The following is a 17,713-nucleotide window of genomic DNA, read 5'->3' as shown; positions in this document are numbered from 1 at the left end:
TCAGATCATCTTCATATGGAATCTTGTCTCGCAAGGGAAACGTTTTACGTGCAAAAAAGCGTATGGAATGGTCTGGATGGCACATTTTCTGTCGAAATTATGGGGGGATCCACCAGTGATATGTCGATAAAATAAGCGCTCACAAAATGACCCGACTTGGCACCGGGCCCGCTCAATATTTGCTGGAGGTTGTATGGCCGAGCTGCGTATCGAAAAACCCACCGTCATGACTCAACTGGAGGGAACCGTCTTCGTCATTCATGACGATGGCACCGTAGTGCGCGCCAGGGCCGGCGTCTTGTTGCAACCGGGCGACCGGATCCTGAGCGGCGAGGAAGGCAGCTACCAGCTGGCCGACACCGTCGAGCTCGCTCATCAGGAGGAGGCTGCGGTCGAGGTGGCGTCGTCCATCGCGCAGCCAGCCGAGCCGACAAGCGGTGGCGACAGCGAGCTGGCCGCCCTGCAGGCAGCGATCCGCGCAGGCACCGATCCCACCGCCCAGTTCGAGGCGAGCGCCGCCGGCAACCCGGCGGCAGGCGGCACGATCGGCGGCGTTGCCGGTTCCAGCTCGGGGGGCTTCGTGGTGGTCGATCGCACCAATGACGCCACCCTGGCCGAGGCTGGCTTCGACACGGATCACGCCGACATGCCCAGGGGCGACGAGCCGCTGCTGGAAGGCGAGCGGGATCTGTTTGCCGCCATCACCATCACCGAGCCGCAGACCAGCGACAACATCATCAACGCCGACGAGGCGACCGGCGTCATCATCCGCGGCACCGTGGAGGATGTGGAAGTCGGCCAGCCGGTGACTGTCACCCTGCTGGATCAGGATGGCAACCGGCTCACCGTCACTACTGTGGTGCTGCCCGGCCTGATCTGGGAGGCCAACTTTGGCGACCTCACCGGCAAGCTGGTGGACGGTCCCCTCATCATTCAGGCCGATACCCAGGATGCCGCCGGCAACCGGGCCAGCGATCTGGGTCAGACCCTGCTCGATACCATCACCACAATCACCCTCGATCTGGCCGATGAGAGCGACACCGGTGCCAGCCAGAGCGATGATCTGACCCGAGACAATACCCCGCTGCTGCAGGGCAAGGGGGAGCCCGGCGCCACCGTTACCCTGTCCCTTGGCGGCAGCGTGCTCGCCACTCTCACCGTCGATGGCAACGGCAACTGGCAATATCAGCTGCCCGATACGCTGGCAGACGGGGCCCATGATTTTCGGGTCGATTCGGTGGATATCGCCGGCAACCGGGCCAGCGACATCCTCACCATTGAGGTCGATACCCAGGCCGCCATCGACATCGATGATCTCGACACGGCAGCTCTTTTTGGCAACGGCAATGCCACCCTGAGCGGCACCACCGCCAATGTGGAAGCGGGTCAGAGCGTGACCATCACCCTGGTTGGCAGCAACGGGCAGGCGCTGCTCACTACCTCCGCCCTGGTGGGGGCCGATGGCCGCTGGCAGGTATCAGGTCTTGATCTCTCTGGCATCACGCAATCTTTTGAGGTGCGCGCCAGCGTCACCGATCTGGCGGGTAACTCGGCCTTGGACGGGGCGCCGCTGATCGGCCAGAGCGAGACGCTCACGCTGTCCGAAGCCGGGCTGGCCGATGGCCCGGTCACGGCGACCGGCAGCCTCAATACCGGTGCCGGCATCGATGGCAATCTGCAGGTCACCTTCGCCGCTGACCAGAGTGCATTGGCAGGGCTGGGGCTTGCCAGCCAGGGCGCGCCGCTTGGCTACTCCATGAATGGCCAGACCCTGACCGCCACTGCCGGTGGGGCGACTGTCTTCACCCTGACCCTTGGCAATGACGGCAGCTATCGCATCGTCTGGAGTCAGAGCCTGGATCACGGCCAGGATACCCTGCGTCTGCCGTTCAACCTCGAATACCGCGACAGCGACGGTGATCTGGTGACAGCGCCGCTGGTGATCAATCTGGTGGACAGCAATCCGCCGAGCTTCGAGATCCCGGCCATTACCCTCATCGAGGATGCCTTTACCAACGGCGCCGCCGTGGTCGGGGAGAGCCGCTTCGTGGTTGGCCACACCGCCGATCCCCTGCTGGCTGACTCGCTGGTGTTCAGCAATCAGAGCGACACCCTCGCGACCCTCAATGGCTCGGGTCTGGCCAGCGATGGCCATCCGCTTGCCTTCGAATTTGCCGATGATCGCACCCTGCTGGGCTACTACCCGGGCAGCAATGGTCAGCGGGTTGAGGTGTTGCGTGCCCAGCTGCTGGCCGAACAGCAGGGGAGCGATGTGGGCGGTCGGGTGGTAGTCACCCTCACCGGTCCGCTCGATCATCAGGGCAGCGACAGCCTCTCGCTGGGGTTGCAGGTGAGTGCCAACGAGATTGATGGCGACACCACCAACGCCAACCTGCTCCTGACCATCGACGACGGCAGGGATCCTTCGCTCGGTCTGGACAAGGGGGTCTCGCTGCAAGAGGGGGGCAACCAGAGCATCGATGGTCAGCTGCCGGTCACGGTAGGCAGCGATCGTCTGGTCTCTCTCACCTTTGAGGCAAGCCAGCCGGCCCTGGCGGGCCTCACCAGCGGCGGCAAGCCGACCAGCTATCAGGTGAACGGCAATCTCCTCACCCTGCTGGACGCAGAGGGCAAGGGCATCCTGACCGTCACCCTGGATCTCGATGGCAAGTACCATCTTGAGCTCAACGGCGTGCTGGATCAGCCGGTGGCCACCGACAGCATCAAGCTGGGCCTGCAGGTGGTGGGCCGCGATTTTGACGGGGACCAGAGCAACCTCGGCACCCTCAACATCACCATCATCGACGGCGTCTTGCCGCAAGTTGACCCTGTTTCCCTGACGCTCACCGAAGACAGCAACTGGCAACTGGGCCAGACCCTTGGCGGCGAGCTCGCCATCACCGCGGGCAGCGACCCGCTGGCCAGCATCACCTTTGATGCCAGCCAGACGGGCCTGCAGGGGCTCAGCTCGGGCCAGCAGAGCGTGACGGTGACGGTGGCCGATCACCTCATCGAGGGGCGTACTCCCGATGGCCAGCTGGTCTTTACACTGACTCTGGGGAGTGACGGCAAATACGGCTTTACCCTCCATCAACCGCTGGATCAGGGCAGTGCCGACAGCCTGCTCAAGGCGGGCTTTACCCTGACCGACAGCGATGGCGACAAGGTCTCCTCCACCATCACGGTGGCCGTGGGGGATGGCGCCAACCCGACCATCTCCGCCGTGACCGGCACCGCCATCACCGAGATGGCGCAAGGGGAGGCGGCCGCGGTCAGTACCATGAGCTTCGTGGTGACCCACGGCAGCGACGCCCTCGACCCTGCCTCCCTCGGTTTTGACATCGCCACCATCCAGAGCACCCTGACCGGACTCACCAGTCACGGCAGCCTGATCAGCTTCTCCCTCGATGGCAACGGCCAGCTGGTCGGGACCACGGCGGATGGCCGCGAGATCCTGCGCGCCGAGCTGAGCCTTATCGAGCAAAGCGGCAACTGGAGCGTGAGCGCCAGGGTGACCCTGACGGGCGAGCTGGATCATCAAGGGAGCGAATCCCTCAACCTGCCGCTGGCGGTCACCCTGGCCGACATGGATGGTGATCGCATCGGTACCACGCTGCCGCTCACCATCGCGGATGGCAAGGCGCCGAGCTTTATCCCGGGCACTGGCGTGACCCTCGATGAAGGGGGGCTCACCGGCAACAACAGCCTGAGCCAAACCGGTCACTTTGACGTGCAAGCCGGGTCGGATCGGGTCGTCGAAGTGGCCTTTGCCGATGCCAGCCAGCAACCGGCGCTCACCGCCCTCGGTCAGCCGCTGCACTATCAGCTGGTGGATGGGGATCCGCAGATCCCGGGCAGTCAGCTGCTCAAGGGCTTTGTGATGGTGGATGGCCAGCGGGTCGAGGTGTTTGAGGTGCGGCTGGTCGGCACGCTGGATCAGGCGGGCAAGAACGGTTTTGACTATCAGGTGACCCTCTATCAGGGGCTCCATCAAGGGGCCAACGCCGTGACCGAGCTGCCCATCAAGGTGATCGTCAACGACTACGACAAGGCGGGCGGCAACAACGACAGCACCAGCGGCACCCTCGCTATCCAGATTGGCGAAGGAGAGACACCCACGCTGACGCTGACCGGCGTGACCCTCGGCGAAGGGCGCTTCGATGGCGTCGGCAGCAGTGGCGATGACCAGCATGCCACCGGCACGATCACCATCACCGCCGACTCCGACCCCGTGGTCGATGTGCGTCTGGCCTTTGCGGGCCAGGTGGTGGGTGCCAACGGCAACCCCATCACCCACAATGGGGAGGCCTTGACCTGGCAGGCGGTGGGCAGCGATGGCCACAGCTTCCAGGCGGTCACGACCGGCGGCCTGGTGGTGATGACGGTGACTCTGGGGCTGGTGCCGGCGACCATAGGCGCTCATGCCACCGAGACCATCGATTATCAGGTGACGGTGCATACCAACCTGGATCACGGCGCCGATGACCAGCTTGAGCTGACACTGCCGGTGCAGGTGACCGACAGCGACGGCAGCCAGAGCCAGGGCGCCACCACCATCAGGGTGACGGATGGCGTGGATCCCGTCATCTCTGCCATCGACGCGGTTGCAGTGAAGGAGTCTGCCCTCGATGGCTCCGCCAGCCAGCATCCGGGCACCATGCCCTCCGATCGGGGTGAAACCGCCAGCGGCAAGGTGACCATCAGCGCCGGTTCGGATCGGGTTGCCTCCCTTGATCTCGACGTGGCCGCCTTCAATCAGGCCAATCAGCTGACCTCCAACGGTCAGGTGGTGACGCTGGCCGCCCACAGCCCGAACTGGTATCTGGCCACGGCAGAGGGGGGCAAGGCAGTGTTCTGGATCCACCTCGATGCCAGCGGCAGCTACAGCGTCTATCTGGTGGGGCAGCTCGATCACAGCGCGCAGGGTAAAGATGATCTTGCCATCGAGGTGCCACTCTTTGTCACGGATCACGATGGCGATCGCAGCCCCAATGTCAGCGTGACCGTGACGGTGCAAGATGACATGCCCATTGGCACCGTGCTGGCGCATACCCTGAACGAGGGGAGCGCCACCGTCAGCGGTGATCTGTTGCTGGCCGCCAACGAAGGGGCTGATGGCGCTCGGGTCGAGTCGATCACCATCAATGGCCAGACCCATGCCGTCAATGGCTCCCTCACCCAGGACGTGATGAGCCCGGATGGCAAGCAGGTGATGGGCTCTCTCACTATCTCGGCCGATGGCAGCTACCGTTTCACGCCGGCACCCGGCTTTGATCACGACAATGCCGAGCTGAGTCAGGTCATCACCGCCCATCTGGTGGATGGCGACGGTGACCGCGCGGACAGCACCCTGACCCTTCATCTGCGGGACGATCCGGTGAGCTTCACCGTCACTGCGGCTACCGGCAACGAAGATCAGGGGGCGCAGGATCCGAGCGCCGGCATCCCCATCAACATGCAGCTCGATATCGGCGATTTCGACCGGGGCGAGCATGTGGAGCAGCTCCTTGTCCAGGCGCCGGCCAATGCCCATGGCACCTTCTATTACAACGGGGTTGCCCTTGCTACCACACCGGATGGCAACTGGTTTATCGTCCCGCCAGCGGCCATGGTCACCAGCGATAACGTGCACTACAGCGCCCAGGGGGTGACCTTTGTGCCGGATGCCAACTGGTCTACCTGGAGCAACAAGGGCCAGCCGCTGCACTTCCAGGTGCAGTTGCAGGTGGGGGTCACCGAGGGAGATGCCCCTGCGGCAGTCACCGGCGATCTGGCCATCACGGTACGCGGGGTGGCCGACAAGCCGGTGTGGGAGGCCAGCCATACCAGCAAGCACTACGACACCAGCGAGGACAGCAGTGGCATTGCCCTCAATGTGAAGGCGGGCCTCACCGATACGGATGGCTCCGAGACCCTGAGCTACCAGATCAAGTGGGAGGCGGGCAAGGGTACGCTGATGCTCAACGGGACTGAACTCAAGCCAAACGCCAGCGGGCTTTACAGCGTCTCGGCCGCCAACATCAACAAGGTGACCGTGGTTCCGGCCAAGGATTTCAGCGGTGACATCAAGCTGTCGGTGACCCCGATGAGCACGGAGAAGACCCCGGTAGCCCCGGGGCAGGGAACGGCGCAGGGAGAGAAGATTGAGCTGGTGATCAATGTCAACCCGCAGGCGGATGACGCCAAACTCACCGTGCGCGACATTCAGGGCAAAGAGGATACCCTGCTGGATCTGGGAAGCAAGATTGGCCTGGCCCACCTGGGTGACACCACCGATGGCTCCGAGCAGCTCTTTGTGCGCATCAGCGGTCTGCCCGCCGGGGCAACGCTGCTGTTGGGCGGCGTTGCGGTCAGTCAGCATGCTGCCGGTTATTACGAGGTGCCCTTTGAGCGCATCAACGAACTCAAGTTGTTGCCGCCGAAAAACAGCAACGTCGATTTCGATCTGACCATCAAGGGAGTGGTCAAGGACAGCGCCACCCTGACCGATGCCAATGGTCAGACCCATGTCGTGGTGAACGAGAAGGAGACCGGTTCCCAGACCCTGCATGTGGATCTGGTGGGGGTGGTGGACCAGCCCCACTTCGACCTCAATACCTCCGGCTGGACCGCCGATAGCAATGGCTACACCACCACGGTTCAGGAGGATGGCCGGGCCCCGCTGGACTTCAAGCTGACTTCCGGGGAGTGGACCGACACCCCGCTGGATCATTCGGAAACCTTGAACCTGGTGCTGGAAGGGCTGCCGGAAGGGGCCCGGGTATTTGATGCCAGCGGCAAGGCGTTGACCCTCACTTATGCCGGGCTCGACGGCAAGGGCAACCCCCTCTATCAGGTGGATGTTTCCAGCCTTGGCAACCTGCAGATCCAGCCGCCGGCCAACAGCACCGCCGATATTCACCTCATCGGCCACGTGGTGGTGACCGAAAACGACGGCGACAGCAAGCGCTTCGACGTGCCGCTTACCATCAAGGTGGAGCCGGCCATCGATGCCACCGACTACGCCAAGACCAGCCAGGGTCTGGAAGATGCGTTTACCGTGCTGGACTGGCAGCCGACCCTCACCGATGGCGCCGAAAAGGTCACGGCACTGAGTCTCTCCGGGGTGGAAGATGGTTACCAGATCTGGTTGCGTGCCGGTGGCGTGGAGAGCCAGCTGACCGTGATGGATGGCAAGCTCACTCTGACCGCTGCCCAGCTCGACAGCCTGCTCAACGGGGGGCAACTGCTGGTGAAGGCGCCGGAGGATAGCGATCGGGATACCACTCTCCAGAGCCACGTCACCGTGACCCAGCATGATGTGGATTCGGGGGCGGTGGCCGAGAAGGTGATCGACGGCAATCTGCACGTCGATATCCAGGCGGTGGTGGAGCCCGATGGCGTGCTGACCCAGACCGGCGGCGCACTCGTGGGGCAGGGAGGCGCCGATATCGATCTGGCAGGGCGTTTCCTCTTTACCGATCTCGACCCTTCCAGCGTGGAGGAGATCGACTATCTGGTGATCAATCTGCCGGTGCTGAACGGCGGCGCAGGGGATCAGTTCGTGGTGATCGGCGGCATCAACAACGGTGATGGCAGCTGGATCGTACCGGCCGGCAACCTCGGCAGCTTCCAGCTGCATGCGCCGGACGGGTTTGTCGGCAAGGTTCAACCGATCCGCATCGATGCCATGGTGATCGACCGGAGTGACGATGGCGATGCCAGTGCCCATGTCAAGGTGAGCCTCATCACGGAGGCGACCTTCGAGGCGACGCCGACGACCAACAAGGAGCCGGCGGCGACTGTCGATATCGACGACCACGCCGTGCTGGTGGGCAAGGAGGATATCCGGGTCGATTTCGGCGCCCAGCTCAAGGGAGTGATCCACATAGGCGCCGCCGATCAGGCCAGCGACGAGGTGACCATCGTCCTCAAGGGGTTGCCGGCGGGCGTCACCATCAGCGGGGCCGAGTACAACATCTCGACCGGCGAATACGTCATCAAGGTGCCGCCGTCACTGGCGGGCCTGGAGGGGCTGACCCTCGGTTTGCCGCAGGACTTTGCCGGCTCGCTCGATATCGAGGTGAAGGTGGTCAACACGGATACCGCCAGTGGCGACATCAAGGTCGACAGCAGCACGGTACGGGTCGATGTGGCCCCCGTGGTCGATGTGAATGGCGGCGCTGACGGCCACCCGGAGCTGACGCTGACCGTGCAGGACACCAACCATGACGGGCAGCCGGACAATCTGGAAGACAGCGAGACCCACCTCGATCTCTCGGTGAAACTGGCCGACATCAGCCCCTCCATCGCGGGCGGTGGCCTGGAAACCGTGGAGCGGGTCACCATCACGGTGGATGCCAAATATGGCTACTTCCTTGATGACAGCGGCCAGCCGGTCAACACCCTGATCGTGAGCGACATGGCGGCCCTCAAGGATCTGGTGTTTGTACCCAAAGAGCACTTCAGTGGTCAGGTGCCGCTCGACATCCAGGTTGATGTCGTCGATACCGCGCTGGTCGGTGGCCAGCTGGTGACCGACAGCGGCAGCTGGAGCGGGCAGGTCGGCTTTGAGGTGAGGCCGGTCAACGACCCGGCTGTGCTCACGCTGCACGATGTCGCTGGCGACGAGGATGGCGCCATCAGCCTGGCTGGCTTTGGTGCCGCCCTCATCGACAACGATGGCTCCGAGCAGATAGTGGCGCTGCAGATCAAGGGGGTACCGGATGGTTTTACCCTCTCGGCTCCGGCGGTCAACAATGGCGGCGGTGTCTGGCAGGTCCCCGTGGGCACCGATTTTGCCAAGCTGACTCTGATCCCGCCGGCCGATTTCAGCGGCAGCGTGGATCTGTCACTCAGCGCCTTTACTCTCGATAAGGGACTCACCATTCCCCTTGAAACCAGCGGCAGCTTCTCCGTGACCGTCAATCCGGTGGGGGATGCGCTCATCAGCGATCTGCTGCCCAATGCAAGCGGGGTAGAGGGCGACCGGATCCTGCTCAATCTGGGGCTGGAGACCCGCGATACCCATGCTACCGGCGGGAGCGCGAGCAACGTGCATGAAAATGGCGCCGAGCAGGCGCGGGTGACCCTCCGCAACGTACCGGAAGGGGCCTCCATCGCCCTGCCTGACGGGGTGGCCGGTGAGGCCATCAGACTGCCGAACGGCGACTGGCAGGTGACCACGGTGGGTGGCAACCTGGCAAACCTGCTGCTGGTGACCAACGACGTCAATGGCACCCTCACACTCGAGGTGATCGCCCAGAGCCTGGACAACGGCGCGCTGGGGCCCGAGGTGAAGGGCAACATCGATGTCACCATAGCGGCGGTCAACGACGCGCCCGAGAACATTCTACCCACGGTGCCGCTGGTGGCCGAAGAGGATGTGCCTTACCGCATTGATGGCCTGCAGGTCAAGGATGTGGATGCGGGCAACAGCACCATCGAGGTGCGTCTCTCGGTTGGCCACGGCACCCTCACTCTGGCGGATGGCAGCGGGGTGACCCTCACCGGCAACGGCACGGGCTCGCTGGTGCTGAGCGGCTCGCTCGATGCCATCAATGCATTGCTGGCGGACGGCGTGATCTATCTGGGTGAGCAGGACTTCAACGGCCAGGATCAGCTCACCATGGTGACCAATGATCGCGGCAACACCGGCAGCGGCGGCCCCTTGAGCGACACCGACGTAGTGCCCATCGAGGTGCTGCCGGTCAACGATGCGCCGGTCAATCAGGTGCCCGGCAGCATGACGGTGAAAGAGGATGGCTCTCTGTCGCTATCCGGCATCAGCGTGAAGGATGTGGATGCCGGCAGTGCGCCCATGGCCATGGTGCTGCGGGTCGAGCACGGGGTGCTGACCCTGCTGGGGGCGGCGGGCGCGGTCTCGGTACAGGGAGCGGGCAGCAACGAGATGACCCTGGTGGGATCGCTGGCCGACCTCAACCAGCTGCTGGCCGGCAACCTGCACTATGAACCGGCCAAGGATTTCTGGGGCGAGGACAACCTCACCATCACCACCTCGGATCAGGGCAACAGCGGCGCGGGCGGACCCTTGAGCGACACCGATCAGGTGACCATCACGGTGACGGCTGAACCGGATCTGCCGAGCCTGACGGTGGGGATGCACGAGATCCATGCCCTGCAGGGCGCCATGGTGCCCCTCAATCTGACCGCCAGCGTGGTGAACCCGGCACCGGGCGAGCTGTCGTTGCGCATCAGCGGCCTGGCGGGAGCCCAGGTGCTGGATGAGCAGGGGCTGCCGGTCGGCCATGCCGACGGCAACGGTGACTGGCTCATTCCGGGTGGCCACTCGCTGCCGCTCTACCTGGACGGTCTGACGGCGGGAGACCATGTGCTGGGGCTGAGCGCGGAGTCGAGCGCTGGGGGGGCCACCATCAGCTCCCCCCTCGATACCGTGACCATCCATACCCAGGCCGGTCATACCCTGCTGGGGTCGGATCAGGGAGATTGGATGTTTGGCAGCGCGGGGGATGATCGCCTGCTGGGTGGCAAGGGGGACGACATCCTCACCGGCGGCGCCGGCAGCGATCTCTTCGTCTGGCAGCAGGGGGATGCGGGGAACGCGGGCCAGCCCGCCATCGACACCATCACCGACTTCCATCCGGAAGAGGGGGACAGGATCGATCTGGCGGACCTGCTCAAGGGGGTGACCGACAGCAGCGTGGACGGCTTGCTGGGCCACTTGCAGGCGTCAGTGACCAGCGTGAGCAACGGCCTGAGCGACGTGAACCTCTCGGTGTCGCCGGCAGGGGATGGCCAGGTGACCCAGCAGATCACCCTGAAGGGAGTGGACTTGAGCAGCTGGCAGCTTGGCGGTACCTCGTCCCACGACATCCTGCAGAGCATGCTGGATCAGCACAGCCTGATCATCCAGCACCCTTGATGGGAGGATGTGAATAAAAAGAGCCGGCAATTGCCGGCTCTTTTTCTATCTGGTGTTTGCTCACCAGTGAATAAGGAGGTGCTCCTCTCACGCCAAGGCTCTGGCCAGCAGGTGGATGGGGTGTTCACAAGGAAACGGCGTGCTCATCTCGATCTGCCATTTGCAGGTCTCGCAGTCGGTAATGACCAGATCGGGCTTGAGCCGGTTTATCTGATCAAACAGCCCTTCACCGATGGCCTGGCTGGTCTGGTAGTTCTCCGACTTGAAGCCGTAGGTTCCGGCGATGCCGCAGCACTGGGAGTCCAGCACGGTCACCTTGACCCCTGGGATGGCGCGCAGCAGCTCGAGGGTATAGATGACGCCCCCCATCTTCTCCATGTGGCAGGGGGTGTGGTAGGCGATGTGCAGATTGAGTGGTTTCATCGCCGGCTTGTTGCCCTTGTAGAACTCGTTCCACAGGAAGCGGGTCACCAGCGAGATGCGATCGCGCACCTTGTGGTTGTCCTGTTCCAGCAGGTGGGGATATTCGTCGCGCAGGGTGAAGCCGCAGGTGGAGGAGGTGGCCAGCAGCGGCATCTCGTTGCCGAGCAGGGTGTTCTCCAGCTGCTTGATGTTGAAGGCCGCCTGCTGTTTGGCCTTGTCCATGAAGCCGTTGGCAATCAGCGGCACGCCGCAGCACTTCTCCCGCTCCAGCAGCTGGACGCCGATGTTCATGGCGTTGAGCACCTGCACCAGCTCCTTGCCGAGCTGCGGGTGGTTGTAGTTGACGTAGCAGCCGTGGAAGTAAGCGATCTGGCGCTCGAAGCGGGCCTGACTCGCTTTCTGCTTCTTGTACCAGCCGCGGAAGGTGCCCTGGGAGTATTTGGGCAGGTCGCGGTGGGAGGAGACCCCCAGCGCCTTGTCCAGCACCAGCTTCATCGGCTTGAGGCCGGTGGTGAAGTTGACCACCGGAGCCATCAGGGTGGACATGCTGCCCATCAGATCGGTGTGGGAGAGCACGAATTCGCGGATCCCCGGTTTGAAGCCGCTGTACTGGTGCTTGGCCTTGGCGATGATGTCGCCGATGCGTACCCCGCTCGGGCAGGCCACTTCGCAGCGCTTGCAGTTGGTGCAGTACTTGAGGGCGCTGTCAAAGAGCTCGGGGCTCTTGATGCGCAGCCGCTCCCCATCCGGGCCCGCCTGCTTGGGGCCGGGGTAGGCTGGGTTGGCCTTGGCCACCGGGCAGTAGGCGGTACAGACAGTGCATTTGATGCACTGATCGAAAGTTTGGTTGGCATGATCCAGTAGCATGTCAGTTCTCCTCCCGTTGGGTGCGAAGGCACGGGATGTGGGACAAAATCATCATTGGGCTGAACTCAAAATGTGACCGGCAGCCTGCCAGCCGGTGGCAACGGCCACGCCGGAGCCGGAACCTTCTTTAATGGGGTCATAGTGCGCCAGCACGCTGCCGGCGCCGTAGAGGTTGGTGAGTGGCTTGCCGCCGCGCAGCACTCTGAGCTTGTCGTCGGTCTTGACCCCGAAGCCCATGAAGGGGTGGTGATCGAACAGGCGACGGCCGGCCCAGGCGTCCCGCTCGGGCAGGCTCAGCACGTCGGCGTTGAAGATGGGCTCGCGAATGCCGCGCAGACGCGACTCCAGCCCGCGGCTGAAGAAGCTGCCGGAGGCGAGCACGAAGTGGTCCGCCTCGAACAGCTGATCGTCGCCATTCTGGCTGTGCACGCCGATGACCCGATCGCCCTCGTAACGGGCGCCCAGTACCCGCTCGCTGGTGAGGAAGGTGCCGCCAAGGGCCATGAAGCGGCGCTTGAGTGCCTCCTGCATCCGCATGCCGATCAGTGACGGCGGCATGGTAGCCACCTCCTTGATGATGCAACCGGTGCGCTGCTCCAGCTCCGCCAGGCGCGGGCCGACCAGCCCCAGTGACAGGCAGGCGGGCAGCACCAGGTGATGGCAGCGCGGCTCACCACTCTCCTGTACCAGGCGGCTGATCTCGCGGGCCAGATCCGTCAGCAGGTCACGCTGGCCATTGCCCTGCTTGTCGAACAGGCGGGCGATGTCGGCGGAGCGAAACTCGTGGGGATTACGGCTGAACTCGGCCAGCTGGGGCAGGCGGAGCTCCCCGGTCAGGATGCGGCAGTGGGCGAAGCGGGTGTGGGTCGCCAGGTTGGCGGCCGCGAGCTCGGGATGAAAGTCGCGAAATCCCTCAAGGGTAGCCAGCAGGATGGCGTCGGGGGCCGGCGCATCGGTCACGCAGGCGCAGGTATCGGGGGAGAGCCAGGTGGCTTTGAGGGTGCCGATGGGGGTCAGCCGCTGGTGGTTGCGCTCCTGGCGAAACAGCGGCAATCCCTGCGCGGCGCAGTGGCGCTGCAGATCATCGAGGCTCGCCGCGATATGGGTCAGCCCCACCTTGTTGTAGGGATGCTCGGGGTTGGCGGCCATGAAGGCGGGCAGGGCGGCGCGGGGATCCCCCTCGCTCTCCAGCAGATCGACCGAGCCGGAGGAGAAGTGCAGGGCGCTCTGGCCGGAGGCCATCAGCAGTGTCTTCTGGCCGGCTTCGGCCAGGCGCAGGGCCGCCGAGAGGCCCGCCATGCCGCCGCCTATAACGATGCTGTCAAATTTCATGGCTGCGCTCCTTGGTGGGATTTGCGGTGTTGGCATCGAGCGGGAAGGGGGGCTCGGCCACCAGGTGGGGAGCCGTCCACTCGCCAAGGCCGAACAGCCCCTCGTAGATCCAGTAGGTAAATTCGGCTTCGCGCAGGGCATCGCCCCACAGCACGGGGCGGGTGCCCTTGTAGCGCTCTTCCAGGAACTGGCGCAGCATGACGCAGGCCTGACGACCGTCGGCCTTGCCGTACTCCTGCATCAGGCCGGCGGCGCGATAGGCGCACAGCTCCCCCTGACAGGGGCCCATGCCGAGGCGAGTGCGGCGGCGCAGATCCACCAGGTTGTCCACATCCAGCTCGCGCAGGGCGTATTCAATCTCGCCGGCAGTGACCATCTCGCACTCGCAGATGAGGGCGTTGGCCTTGGGATTGTCGCGGAAAAAGGCGATGACCCGCTCGCCGTGGCGGTACTGGGCCGAGCCTTCGGCAGGCACCGAGAGGCCGGGGGCGGAGACCTTCTCCGGATCCCGTGAGCCGGGCAGGCTCAGTTCGGCGGTGCGGCAGGGCTTGCTGTTGCCCAGCTTCTTGGCCAGCAGATCGGTTGCCCATTCGGCCATCAGCCGGTAGGTCATCAGCTTGCCGCCGGTGATGGTGTTGAACCCCTTGAGACCGTCACGTTCGGCGTGATCCAGCAGCACTATGCCACGGCTGATGTTGCGGCCGGACTCGTCGCCATCCACCGCCACCAGCGGGCGAACACCAGCGTAGGCGCGCAGCAGACGGGTGCGGGCCATGATGGGGGCGAGCTTGATCCCCTCGCGCAGCAGCACCTCCACCTCTTCGGGCTCGACGGTGAGCTGGTCAATCTTGTGGTAATCGATGCGACTCGAGGTGGTGCCGATGAGGGAGATGGTATCGCCCGGCACCAGGATGTCCGCGTCCGCCGGTTTGCGGGCGCGGTTGAGCACCAGCTGATTGATGCGGTAATCCATGATGAGCAGGGATCCCTTGGCCGGGAACATGCGGATGCCGAGATCGGCGTATTCGCAGATCTGCTGGCCCCAGATGCCGGCGGCGTTGATCACCTCCTGGCACTCCACCTCGAACGCTTCACCGGTGCGGGTGTTGATCGCCTTGACCCCGTGCACCCGATCCTGGGTGCGCAAAAGCCCGAGCACCTTGCTGTGGGTGAAGATGCGGGCGCCGTGCTCCTTGGCATCCAGCACGTTGGCGGCGGCCAGGCGGAACGGATCGACCGTGCCGTCCGGCACCTGGATGGCACCGATCAGCGCCGGGTTGACGTTAGGTTCGAGGCGCAGCGCATCGGCGGGATCCAGCTGGCGGGCGTCGATGCCGGCCAGGGCGCAGGCGTCCATGAAGGTATTTTGAAAATTGATGTCATCTTCCGGCAGGGTAATGAAGAGGCCGCCGGTGTCCTCGACGCAGTGGCTGGCGATCCGCTTGAGGATGCGGTTCTCCTGAATGCACTCGCGGGCGGACTCCTGATCCGTCACCGCGTAGCGGGCGCCGGAGTGGAGCAGGCCGTGGTTGCGGCCCGTGGTGCCGGCGGCGATGTCGTCGCGCTCAAGCAGGATGCAGTCGATGCCGCGCAGTGCGCAATCGCGCATGATGCCGGCTCCGGTGGCGCCACCCCCTATGATGACGACTTGTGTGGTTATTCTTTTCATTCTTGCCCGTCTCATCTCTTCCAGATGGTGCCAGTGTGGCCTGTCTCTGGGCGAAAATGTTTGATATGGGCCAAGTTAATGTTCGCAAACGCTCAAGTTAAGGGGTGTTAATGAGCAAATCGTGATTGTTGTCACACTCCAGCAACAGCAGAGGGGGCCGCTGGGCCCCCTCTGTCGACACGAGTCGCGGCGCTCAGCCGCAGCACTTCTTGAACTTCTTGCCGCTGCCACAGGGGCAGGGGTCGTTGCGCCCCACCCGCAGCGGCGCCGGATCCTGCTCGCCGTCGGTGTAGACCCAGCGCCCCTGATGGCGCACGAAGCGGGAGCGCTCATGCAGGCAGTGGCGCGCTTCACCTTCCATGAACCAGGCCTTGAACTCCACCATGCCGAGGGTGTCATCGGGGCCGCCCTGGCTGGCGATGATCTCGAGCCCGTCCCATTGGGTGTCGGTCTGGGAGAGCTGCTCCGCAGTCAGATCCCCTAGATAGTCAGGGTGCCAGCTGTGCACCAGGTACTCCCCCAATCCCAGCACGAAGGCGCTGTAGCGTGAGCGCATCAGCTGCTCCGGGGTCTGGGCGGCGGCTCCCCGGTGCAGTGATCCACAGCACAATTCGAGAGAAAGAGTTGAACCGCAAGGACATTTGTTCATGTGTCTGGCCATCAGAGTCGATAGATATAGAGGGCGGGGATTGTAGCGAAAGCGGGTCCCCGTCGACCAGCATCCTATACTGGTCTGGTAGGAACGGAACGCCCATAAAAATAGCTGCAAGGATGTGAAAGATGACGCTAAAGCAGAAAATTCTGTTGTTGGGAGCCGTCCCCGTGCTCCTGATGGCCCTGGTGGTCAATCTCAGCAACTACATGATTTCAAAGAGTGACCTGGAAGCTGATCTGGTGGTGGCGCGAGAAAATGCCATCAAGGATCGCAAGGCGTTGCTCAGCAGCTACCTGATGCTGGCCAAGACCGCCATCGATGCCGTCTACAACCAGCCGGACAGCCCGGCGGTGCGCAAGCAGGTGACCGAACTGCTGCGGCCGCTGCGCTACAGCAGTGACGGCTACTTCTTCGTCTACGACTTTCAGGGCAACACCATACTGCTGCCGACCCGCCCCGAGATGGAAGGCAAGAACCGCTGGCAGGACAAGGATGCCAAGGGCAAGCTGCTGATCCAGGAGATCGTCAAGGCGGCGCGCCAGGGGGATGGCTTCTCCGAATACTGGACCGCCAAGCCCTCCATCGGCCGGGATGCGCCCAAGCTCTCCTTCAACCTGGTGCTCGACAAGTACCAGTGGGTCATCGGCACCGGCTTCTATATCGACGACATCGACAATGAGCTGGCGGTGCTGCGCACCGAGCGCGAGAGCAACATGCGCGACTCGCTGCAGAGCAGCGTGCTGCTGATCCTGGTGATCCTGGGGGTGACCCTGGCTGCCACCGTGGTGATCGGCAACCGGGTCACCCGGCCGCTGGCGGATGCGGTCTCGGCCCTCAACGACATCGCCGACGGGGAGGGGGACCTGACCCAGCGCCTCAAGGTGCAGAGCCATGACGAGATTGGTCAGCTGGCCACCGCCTTCAACCGTTTCGTGACGCGGATCCAGTCGGTGGTGAGCCAGGTGGGTGAGACCAGCAATCATCTGTTCAGCGCGGTGGAGAAACTGCACCACCTGAGCGAGCACTATGACCACCAGATGCACGGCCACAGCCGGGAGACCGATCAGGTGGTCACCGCGGTGACCGAGATGAGCTCCACCGCCCAGGAAGTGGCGGCCAGCGCCTCCAACGCGGCCACCGCCACCAGCGACGCGGCGCGCGAGTCCGATGCCGCTCGCGGCGTGGTAGGCACCGCCATCAACAGCATCAACCGGCTGGTGGGCGAGGTGCACACAGCCTCCGGCGTCATCGAGCAGCTGGCGCAGGAGACCGCCAAGATAGGATCCGTGGTGGAGGTCATTCGCGGCATTGCCGAGCAGACCAACCTGCTGGCGCTCAACGCCGCCATCGAGGCGGCTCGGGCCGGCGAGCAGGGGCGCGGCTTTGCGGTGGTGGCGGACGAAGTCCGATCGCTGGCCGGTCGCACCCAGCAGAGCACCAAGGAGATCAACGAGATGCTGCAGCGCCTGCAGGGCGGGGTGAAGCAGGCGGTGGACGTGATGCAGGCGAGCGAGGAGCGCAGCCAGGAGACGGTGCAGGAGGCGAGCCACATCGCCACCTCCCTCGACAGCATGGTGATGGCGGTCAGCACCATCAACGACATGAACATCCAGATAGCCACCGCCGCCGAGGAGCAGCACGCGGTCTCCGAGGAGATCAACAAGAACCTGGTGGCCATTCAGCAGATCGTCAGCGAGCTGACAGACGCGGCGGTTGAGTCCAACAGCACCACCCGGGATCTCGCCAGCACCGGCGACAAACTGCGCAAGCTGGTCTCCCAGTTCCGCTACTGATGGGGTGACAAGAGGGGGATGTCCCTCACAAGATGCGGCCTGAACCCCGGTTCGGGCCGCACTTTATTTGGGGATTGACCAATAATATGTGA

At 63.9% G+C, this 17,713-nt stretch carries 6 protein-coding genes; 2 read left to right on the top strand and 4 right to left on the bottom strand.

All coding sequences use genetic code 11. From position 1 onward, the window contains the following. The first annotated feature begins 193 nt into the window (after nt 1-193). Entirely contained in the window at nt 194-10,882 is a 10,689-nt protein-coding gene (locus AHA_RS12440; RefSeq protein ID WP_011706294.1) for a retention module-containing protein, read from the top strand. A gap of 87 nt (nt 10,883-10,969) precedes the next feature. On the opposite strand, the gene glpC is transcribed toward AHA_RS12440, so the two are convergent. The 4 genes from glpC to AHA_RS12420 form a co-directional block, all read right to left on the bottom strand. Then, nucleotides 10,970-12,172: an anaerobic glycerol-3-phosphate dehydrogenase subunit GlpC gene (gene glpC, locus AHA_RS12435; RefSeq protein ID WP_011706293.1), complete on the bottom strand. Its 1,203-nt coding sequence runs from the start codon at nt 12,170-12,172 to the stop codon at nt 10,970-10,972. Between the two features lie 51 nt (nt 12,173-12,223). Further along, complete coding sequence (gene glpB / locus AHA_RS12430) at nt 12,224-13,504, bottom strand: glycerol-3-phosphate dehydrogenase subunit GlpB (protein WP_011706292.1); 1,281 nt, start codon at nt 13,502-13,504, stop codon at nt 12,224-12,226. Further along, a complete protein-coding gene (gene glpA / locus AHA_RS12425) occupies nt 13,494-15,173 on the bottom strand; it encodes an anaerobic glycerol-3-phosphate dehydrogenase subunit A (protein WP_011706291.1) in 1,680 nt (559 codons plus the stop codon). Before glpA ends, glpB begins: the two co-directional genes overlap by 11 nt. Before the next feature lie 193 nt (nt 15,174-15,366). Continuing rightward, complete coding sequence (locus AHA_RS12420; RefSeq protein ID WP_080708446.1) at nt 15,367-15,822, bottom strand: YchJ family protein; 456 nt, start codon at nt 15,820-15,822, stop codon at nt 15,367-15,369. A 131-nt stretch (nt 15,823-15,953) separates the two neighbouring features. On the opposite strand from AHA_RS12420, the gene AHA_RS12415 reads away from it, so the two are divergent. Then, a complete protein-coding gene (locus AHA_RS12415; protein ID WP_011706289.1) occupies nt 15,954-17,621 on the top strand; it encodes a methyl-accepting chemotaxis protein in 1,668 nt (555 codons plus the stop codon). Nucleotides 17,622-17,713 lie beyond the last annotated feature (92 nt).

The sequence above is a fragment of the Aeromonas hydrophila subsp. hydrophila ATCC 7966 genome (genome assembly GCF_000014805.1).
GTDB lineage: Bacteria > Pseudomonadota > Gammaproteobacteria > Enterobacterales > Aeromonadaceae > Aeromonas > Aeromonas hydrophila.
Note: the sequence above shows the minus strand (reverse complement) of the source record. Positions and strands in the feature narration are given on the sequence as shown.

Coding starts and splice junctions, on each gene's coding strand:
- glpA (WP_011706291.1), bottom strand. CDS start 15,173: ATGAAAAGAATAACCACACAAGTCGTCATCATAGGGGGTGGCGCCACC.
- glpC (WP_011706293.1), bottom strand. CDS start 12,172: ATGCTACTGGATCATGCCAACCAAACTTTCGATCAGTGCATCAAATGC.
- AHA_RS12415 (WP_011706289.1), top strand. CDS start 15,954: ATGACGCTAAAGCAGAAAATTCTGTTGTTGGGAGCCGTCCCCGTGCTC.
- AHA_RS12420 (WP_080708446.1), bottom strand. CDS start 15,822: ATGAACAAATGTCCTTGCGGTTCAACTCTTTCTCTCGAATTGTGCTGT.
- glpB (WP_011706292.1), bottom strand. CDS start 13,504: ATGAAATTTGACAGCATCGTTATAGGCGGCGGCATGGCGGGCCTCTCG.
- AHA_RS12440 (WP_011706294.1), top strand. CDS start 194: ATGGCCGAGCTGCGTATCGAAAAACCCACCGTCATGACTCAACTGGAG.